6 protein-coding genes are annotated in these 8,531 nt (G+C 72.4%); all 6 read right to left on the bottom strand.

Annotation, left to right across the window (positions count from 1 at the left end):
- Entirely contained in the window at positions 1–588 is a 588-nt protein-coding gene (locus ACIBST_RS33695) for an ArsR/SmtB family transcription factor (protein ID WP_397177550.1), read from the bottom strand.
- Positions 589–619: 31 nt separating this feature from the next.
- Positions 620–1,846, bottom strand: coding sequence for an RNA polymerase sigma factor (locus ACIBST_RS33700; RefSeq protein WP_397177551.1), 1,227 nt, complete (start codon positions 1,844–1,846; stop codon positions 620–622).
- Positions 1,843–2,187, bottom strand: a complete 345-nt coding sequence (locus ACIBST_RS33705) for a YciI family protein (RefSeq protein WP_352331477.1) — start codon at positions 2,185–2,187, stop codon at positions 1,843–1,845. The genes ACIBST_RS33700 and ACIBST_RS33705 overlap by 4 nt, the downstream gene beginning before the upstream one ends.
- A gap of 14 nt (positions 2,188–2,201) precedes the next feature.
- Positions 2,202–2,738, bottom strand: a complete 537-nt coding sequence (locus ACIBST_RS33710) for an ATP-binding protein (protein ID WP_397177553.1) — start codon at positions 2,736–2,738, stop codon at positions 2,202–2,204.
- A gap of 114 nt (positions 2,739–2,852) precedes the next feature.
- Entirely contained in the window at positions 2,853–5,201 is a 2,349-nt protein-coding gene (locus tag ACIBST_RS33715) for a SpoIIE family protein phosphatase (protein ID WP_397177554.1), read from the bottom strand.
- A 24-nt stretch (positions 5,202–5,225) separates the two neighbouring features.
- Positions 5,226–8,531: HAMP domain-containing protein (locus ACIBST_RS33720; protein ID WP_397177556.1), on the bottom strand; the 3,306-nt coding region annotated here is incomplete at its 5' end.

The raw sequence follows: 8,531 nt of genomic DNA on the forward strand, positions 1-8,531 counted from the left end.
TCAGGCGTCCTTCTTCACGGACGGGTGCACGGCGACGATCAGACGATGATCCCGCCCGCCTTCCGCGGACTCGTCATGATATTTGCTGACCAGCGAGGTCACGCACTGCGCCAGCTCCTCGGCGAACGCGGCCCGGTCGGCGGCCGAGGCGAAGCGCACCTCGCCGTCGATGGCGAACGTGGCCACCTTCTTCTGCGCCTGGGCCGCGCCGGTGATCAGCGTGCCGACGTCGCGGACGAGCTGCGCCGCCAGGGCCAGCAGCCAGCGCGCCGACAGCCGGTCGGGGGAGCGGGCGGGGTCGGGCTGCACGGCGGCCAGAGCCGTGGGGGAGATCACGAAGGAGGCGGCCGTGGCCTGCATGACGCGCTCGGTGACGTTGCCCTTCCTGCGCTCCTCGACCAGCTCGACCAGCCCGTGGCGTTCGAGGGTGCGCAGGTGGTAGTTGACCTTCTGCCGGGCCAGGCCCACCTTGGCGGCCAGGGACGTGGCAGAGCCCGGCTCGACCAGCTCGGCCAGCAACTTCGACCGCATCGGGTCGAGCGACGCCTCGGCGGCCGCCGCGTCTTCGATCACTGCCACTTCGTACATGTCTGCACGATCGCACCGAAAAAAATCGTTGTCAAGCCAGCCGGGCGGCCTTGCCCTCCAGGTAGCGCTGCTCAGGCAGACTGAGCGTACGCCGGGCCGCCTCGCGGAAGGCCAGCGCCGCCCCCTCCGCGTCGCCCTCCATCTCCAGCAGGTGGGCGCGGACCGCCGCCAGCCGGTGGTGCCCGGCGAGCCGGTCGTCGGCGGCCAGGCCGTCGAGCAGGTCGAGCCCGGCCCGCGGGCCGTGCACCATGGCGGCGGCCACGGCCTGGTTGAGCCGGACCACCGGGTTGTCCTCCAGCCCGGCCAGCACGCCGTAGAGGGCCAGGATCTGCGGCCAGTCGGTCTCGGCGGCGGTGGGCGCCTCGTCGTGCACGGCCGCGATCGCCGCCTGCAACTGGTACGGGCCCAGCGCACTGGTGGCCAGCGCCTTGCTGACCAGCTCGACGCCCTCCTCGATCAGCCGCCGGTCCCACGACGAGCGGTCCTGCTCGGCCAGCGGCACCAGCGAGCCGCCCGGCCCGGTGCGCGCCGCCCGCCGCGCCTCGGTCAGCAGCATGAGCGCCAGCAGCCCGGCGACCTCGCCGTCGCCGGGCAGCAGCCGGTGGACGAGCCGGGCCAGCCGGATCGCCTCGCCGGTCAGCTCGGGCCGTTGCAGGTCGGGCCCGGAGGTGGCGGTGTAACCCTCGTTGAAGATCAGGTAGAGGACGTGCAGCACCACGCGCAGCCGCTCGGCCCGCTCCTGCTCCGGCGGCGGCCCGAACGGCACCCCCGTGGACCTGATGCGCTGCTTGGCCCGGCTGATGCGCTGGGCCATCGTCGCCTCCGGCACCAGGAACGCCGCCGCGATCTGCGCCGTGGTCAGGCCGCCCACGGCCCGCAGCGTGAGCGCGAGCTGCGAAGGCTCCGAGAGCGACGGGTGGCAGCACAGGAACAGCAACGTCAGCGTGTCGTCGCCGGACGGCGTGCGCTCCTCGCCCGGCGCCGGCTCGACGAACTCGTCGGCCGGGACGGCGACCGCCGCGCTCTCCTCCCGCCGCCGGCGCGCGCTCTCGCTGCGGAAGTGGTCGATGACCCGGCGGGAGGCGACCGTGATCAGCCAGGCCCGCGGGTTGTCCGGCACGCCCTGGACGGGCCACTGCACGGCGGCGTCGAGCAGCGCCTCCTGGACGGCGTCCTCGCAGGCGTCGAACTGCTCGTAACGGCGGACGAGCACGCCGAGCACCTGCGGCGCCAGCTCGCGCAGCAGCCCTTCGATCACTCCGCCACCTCGTCGATGACGGGCCGCACCTCCATGGCGCACAGACGCGCGTCCGGCCAGCGCGCGGCGATCTCGGTGGCCCGCTCGACGCTCGCGCAGTCGACGATCAGATAGCCCGCCAGGTACTCCTTGGCCTCCAGGAAGGGGCCGTCGGTGACGGCGGGCACGCCGTCGCGCACCATCACGGTCTTGGAGGAGGCGGGGTCGCCCAGCGCCTGGCCCCCGGCCAGCTCGCCGTTGGCCTCCAGCTCGGCCATGAGCGCGTCGACCTCGGCCATGACCTGGTCGAACCCGTCGGCGACGGCCTGCTGGGCGGCGGGGTTGCTGTAGATGAGCAGCATGTATTTCACCTGCCTCATCCTAGGGTTCCGGGAAATCCTGCCGGGCCCGGCAGCCCCGGATCGGACGACGGCAGGACCGGATCGGCCGCCGGCAGCGCGGGCTCGGCCGATGTCAGGGCGGGCTCGGCCAGTCGTGGGAGGCGTTCAGGGGGCTGGCCGGGGGCGGGCCGCACGTTCATGTGCAGGAGTAACCGGGAGCCCTGCGGGCTCTGGTCGAGCTCGACGCGGTCGCACAGGTGCTGGATCAGCCACAGCCCGAAGCCGAACCCCGCCGAGTGGGCGCGGCCGTGTTCGGCCGCGGCCAGGTGGGCGGCGCTGAGCCGGCCGGACTCGTCCGCGATCTCCACCGTGACGCCGCCGGAGTCGGTGCGGGCCAGCACGGTGCCGGTGCCGCCGCCGTGGTCGAGGACGTTGGTGACCGCCTCGTTGACCGCCAGCACGAAGTTGTCCAGGCGCTCACCGGACAGCCCGCCGCGGCCGGCGTGCTCACGCACGAGGCGGCGGATGGCGTCGAGATCGGTGCTGATGGGACAGCGTAGCTCCGGTTCCATGCCCATGGTCTGATCAGTCCTGCCTGGGTGTGGCGTGGCGGGGGACCCGGCCTTGGTTGCTTACCAGACGGACGCCCGGCAAACTCCCGGGCCGCCCGGCCACGGCGCGGACGGCTACTGGAGGCGGGCGCCGATGATGCACGTGTCGTCGTCGGTGTCGGAGTTGCTGTGCGTCAGGAGGTGGTCGAGGCGCTGCTCCAGGGTGGCCGCGGGGTGCCGGGCGGTGTCCAGGAGCCGCTGCTGGGACTCGTGCAGGTTGACGTCCCGCCGCTCGATCAGGCCGTCGGTGTACATGAGCAGGATGTCGTCGGAGGCGAGCTGCACGTGCGTCTCCTCGTACTCGGCCTCGGCGACCGCCCCGAGCAGCAGGCCCTTGGTCAGGTCGAGCTCCCTGGCCTGGCCGTCGCGGACCAGGATGGGCGGCAGGTGCCCGGCCCTGGCGTAGCGCAGCACGCGGGTGCGGGGGTCGAACAGGCCGCAGATCGCGGTGGCCGTGACGTTCGCGGTCAGGTGGTGGGCGACCAGGTTGAGCCAGGTCAGCAACTGGGCCGGCCCGGCGCCGGTGGCCGCCAGGCCGCGCAGCGCGTTGCGCAGCACGACCATGCCGGTGGCCGCCTCGATGCCGTGCCCGGCGACGTCGCCGACCGACAGCATGATCTGCTTGGTGGGCAGCACGACCGCGTCGTACCAGTCGCCGCCGACCAGGTGCTCCTTCTCGGCCGGCCGGTAGCGCACGGCGATCTGCAGGTCGAACGCCTCCAGCGGCTCCCGGCTCGGCGGCATGATCGCCTGCTGGAGCTGCAGGGCCAGCCGGTTGCGCTCGGCGGCCTGCTGCTCGGTGTGGGCGAGCTGGTCGCGGGTGGCGGCCAGCGCCACCTCTGTCCAGTGCTGGGAGGAGATGTCCTGGTAGGCGCCGCGGATGGACAGCAGCAGGCCGCTGTCGTCGAAGACGGGCTCGGCGACCACCCTGATGTGCCGCACGGTGCCGTCGGACCGCTGGAGCCGGTAGGCGGTGGAGGCCGGACGGCGGTGGTGCAGCACGGCCCGGACGAACCGGCCGATGGCCACGGCGTCGTCGGGATGGGCGTGCGTGGCCAGGTGTTCCAGCGGGATGGGCGGCTCGTCGGGGGACATGCCGTACAGGTCGTGGAGCTGGGCGCTCCAGACGATCTCGCCGGTGAGCAGGTTCTCCTCGAAGCCGCCGATGCGGCCGAGCCGCTGGGCGTGCTGGAGCAGGTTGGCGAGCTGGGCGTCCTGGTCCTGCAACCGCCAGATGAGCAGCACGCCGTCGCCCAGCCGGATGATCGCGATGCCCGCCACGGTGTGCAGCGGGATCTGGTCCACCAGGGCCGTGATCGTCATCTTCTCGGCCCTGAAGGTCTCGCCCGTGGCGTGCACGTGCTCGATCCTGGCCAGCAGCGCGCCCTCCTCGGCGGCCAGCGGGTACGCCTCCAGGAACAGGCTCCCGACGACCTCGCCGCGCGGCCGCCCGGCCGGGTCGAGGAAGCGCGGGTTGGCGTGCACGATGCGGAAGTCGGTCAGCCGGCCCTCGGTGCCGAGCTGCGGGCGCAGCACCAGCGCCGCGTCCGGCAGCGCGTCGGCCAGGTCGATCAGCTCGGGCAGCACCTGCGACTCGTGGGCTGCCTGGTCGGTGCTCTCGAAGGTGTGGGCGCACAGGTCGGCCAGCACCTCGATCTGCTTGACGACCCGCGCGTCGGGCTGCGGCATCGCGTGCGGCCAGCCGATCTCCAGCACGCCCAGGATCCGGCCGCCCGTCCCGGCCGGCGCGGTCGCCCGCGCGCCGGGGGTCTGACGCTGCCCGATCGAGGGCAGGCCGACGGCGGCCAGGTCGTCCAGCCACACCGTGCCGCGGGCCAGCAGCGCGCGGCGGGCCGGCGTGGCCACGCCCGGCGGCACGTAACGCCAGCGCCTGGCCTCCTCGTCGGCCAGCCCCGCGTACCCGGCCAGGGTGAGCGAGGCGTCCGGCCCGGCCTCCCAGATGGCGACCGTCGTCGCGCCGAGCGCGGACAGGGCCTGATCCAGCAGCGACTGCGCCACGGCCTGCGCGTCGGTGGCGGTCAGCGCGCCGTTCTCGGCGGTGCGCAGCCGCACCGCCACCTCCGCCGACTCCTCGGCGCGGGCCGAGCTCAGGAAGTCGCGGGCGGCCTCGCTGATGCGGTCGTGGGCGGCCTGGTTGATGATGTCGGCGGCCAGTTCGAGCTGCGTCACCCCCGCCTGGTCGGCCAGGGTGGCGAGCTGCCTGGCGGCGGCGGCCAGGCTGCACTGCAGGCGCTCGACCAGGACGCCCTTGGCCACCTCGACCAGGGCGCGGCCCTCGGCGGCCCGCTGGGCCTCCAGGATCTGGCTGTGCAGGCGGTCGACCGTCGCGGCCAGGCGGCCGAGATTGGGCGGCTCGGTACGCTCCGGCGGCACTGCGGCCGCCGGATCGTGCGGGTGGTGCACTGCGTTGCTCCTTGGGGGGACGGGTCAGGCGCCGAGCCAGTGACGGATGCGTTCGACCAGATGGTCGGCCTCGACCGGCTTGGTCACGTAGTCGCTCGCGCCGGCCGCCAGCGCCTTCTCCTGGTCGCCCGGCATCGCCTTGGCGGTGACCGCGATGATGGGCAGGTCGGCGTACTGCGCCATCGCGCGGATGCGGGCGGTGGCGGTGTAGCCGTCCATCTCGGGCATCATCACGTCCATCAGCACCAGGTCGATCTGCGGGTGGGCGACGAGCGTGTCGATGCCCTTGCGGCCGTCCTCGGCGTGCAGCACGTCGATGCCGTGCACCTCCAGCATGCTGGTCAGCGCGAACAGGTTGCGGGCGTCGTCGTCGACGATCAGCACGGTCCGGCCCGTCAGCGAGGTGTCGATCTCGGCCCCGGCGAGCTGGTTGACGTTCCCGGCCCGGATCAGCGGCAGCACGTCGCCGGGCTGGTCGGCGGTCAGGTGCAGGGCGATGCGCTCGCGCAGCTCGTCGAGGCTGGACAGCAGCTCCAGCGGCTGGCCGCCCTCGCGCGTCTGCAACGGCACCGCCTGCTGGGAGCTGGCCCGCCAGTTGTTGTAGGCCAGCACCGGCACCGAGTTCAGGGCCTGGTCGCCGTCCATGGCCTCCAGCAGGCGGTAGGCGCTCTGGTCGGGCAGGTCGAGGTCGAGCACGATGCAGTGGCAGGGGTCGGCGGCGAGCGTGGCCGCGGCCTCCTGCGCGCCGGCGGCCGTGACGATCTCGATCGTCTCGTCCTTGCTCAGCGCCAGCTCCGTCACCACGCTCTCGGCCACGTGCGAGAGCAGGCCCTGCGGCCGTTCCTCGATCACGAGCAGGCGGCGCGGCTGCGGCTGGTGGGGCCTGGCCGGCGCGGCCGTCTCCTGGCCGGGCGTGGCGACGCGGGCGGTCTCGACGACCACCGAGGGGTCGGCCAGGGCCTTCTTCGGGGAGAGCCCGATGAAGTCGGGACGGGCGATCGGCAGGTAGAGGGTGAACACGCTGCCCTGGCCCGGCGTGCTCTGCGCCCCGATCGCGCCGCCGAGCAGGTGGGCGATCTCGCGGCTGATGGACAGGCCGAGGCCGGTGCCGCCGTACTTGCGGCTGGTGGTGCCGTCGGCCTGCTGGAAGGCCCCGAAGATGGCTTCGAGCTGCTGGGCGGCGATGCCGATGCCGGTGTCGACCACCCGCACGGCGATGGCCGCGCCGTGCTGGCGCACCGAGGCGGGCAGCTCGTCCTGGGCCGCCGGTTCGATGCGCAGCTCGACGCTGCCGGTCTCGGTGAACTTGACCGCGTTCGACAGCAGGTTGCGCAGCACCTGGCGCAGGCGCGAGTCGTCGGTCACGACCTCCACCGGGATGCCGGGGGCGTTCGTGATCGTGAAGTCGAGGCTCTTCTGCGACGTCATCGGCCGGAACGTGGCCTCGACGTAGTCGAGGAGCTGGCGCAACGGCACGCGTTCGGGGTTGATGTCCATCTTGCCCGCCTCGACCTTGGACAGGTCGAGGATGTCGTTGATCAGCTGGAGCAGGTCGGAGCCGGCCGAGTGGATGATCTCGGCGTACTCGACCTGCTTGGGCGTCAGGTTGCGCGTGTGGTTCTGGGCCAGGAGCTGGGCCAGGATGAGCAGCGAGTTGAGCGGGGTGCGCAGCTCGTGGCTCATGTTCGCCAGGAACTCGCTCTTGTACGTCGAGGCCAGCGTGAGCTGGTGAGCGCGGTCCTCCAGCTCCTGCCTGGCCTGCTCGATCTCCAGGTTCTTGGTCTCGATGTCCTGGTTCTGGCGGGCCAGCAGCGTGGCCTTCTCCTCCAGCTCGGCGTTGGAGCGCTGCAGCTCCTCCTGTTGCTGCTGCAGCTCCTCCGACCGGGCCTGCAGCTCGGTCGCCAGCCGCTGCGACTCGGCCAGCAGCTCGTCGGTGCGGGCGTTGGCCACGATCGTGTTGAGGTTGACGCCGATCGTCTCCATGAGCTGGTCGAGGAAGGCCCGGTGGACCGGCGTGAACGCCTGCACCGAGGCCAGCTCGATCACGCCGAGCACCTGCTCCTCGACCACGATCGGCAGCACCACCACCGAGGCGGGCTCGATCGTGCCGAGGCCGGTGGAGATCCGGACGGAGCCGGAGGGCACGTCGTCGACGGCGATGACCCGGCGGCTGCGGGCGGCCTGGCCGACCAGGGCCTCGCCGAGCCGGAACCGGGTGGGCCTGCCGGGGTCGGCCGGGTAGCCGTAGGCGCTGATGAGCTGGAGCTCGTTCTCCTCGGCCAGGAAGAACGCGCCGTACTGGGCGCTGACCAGCGGCGCCAGCTCGTTCATCACCAGCTCGGCGACGGCCGCCAGGTCGCGGTGGCCCTGCATGAGACCGGACATGCGGGCGAGGTTGGACTTGAGCCAGTCCTGCTGCTCGTTGGCGGTCGTGGTCTCGCGCAGCGACTTGACCATCGAGTTGATGTTGTCCTTCAGGTCGGCCAGCTCGCCCTCGGCGTCGACCGTGATCGACCGGGTCAGGTCGCCGGAGGTGACCGCGCTGGTGACCTCGGCGATGGCGCGCACCTGCCGGGTCAGGTTGGCGGCCAGCTCGTTGACGTTCTCCGTCAGCCGCTTCCAGGTGCCGGAGACGCCCTCGACCTCGGCCTGGCCGCCGAGCCGTCCCTCGCTGCCGACCTCGCGGGCCACGCGGGTGACCTCGGCGGCGAAGGAGGAGAGCTGGTCGACCATGGTGTTGATGGTGGTCTTGAGCTCCAGGATCTCGCCGCGGGCGTCGACGTCGATCTTCCTGGTCAGGTCGCCGCGGGCGACGGCCGTGGTGACCTGGGCGATGCTGCGCACCTGGTTGGTCAGGTTGTCGGCCATCGAGTTGACGTTGTCGGTGAGGTCCTTCCAGGTGCCGGCCACGTTCGGGACGCGGGCCTGGCCGCCGAGCTGGCCTTCGGTGCCGACCTCGCGGGCCACGCGGGTGACCTCGTCGGCGAACGCGCTCAGCGTGTCGACCATGGTGTTGATCGTCTGGGCGAGCGCCGCGACCTCGCCCTTGGCCTCGACGGTGATCTTCTGCGACAGGTCGCCGCGGGCGACGGCGGTGGCCACCTGGGCGATGCTGCGCACCTGGCTCGTCAGGTTCGACGCCATGACGTTGACGTTGTCGGTGAGGTCCTTCCACGTGCCCGACACGCCCCGGACGGTGGCCTGACCGCCCAGGTTGCCCTCGGTGCCCACCTCGCGCGCCACCCGGGTCACCTCGTCGGCGAAGGCCGACAGCTGGTCGACCATCGTGTTGATGGTCTCCTTCAGCTCCAGGATCTCCCCCCGCGCGTC

This window comes from Nonomuraea sp. NPDC049684 (assembly GCF_044465345.1).
Taxonomy (GTDB): Bacteria; Actinomycetota; Actinomycetes; order Streptosporangiales; family Streptosporangiaceae; genus Nonomuraea.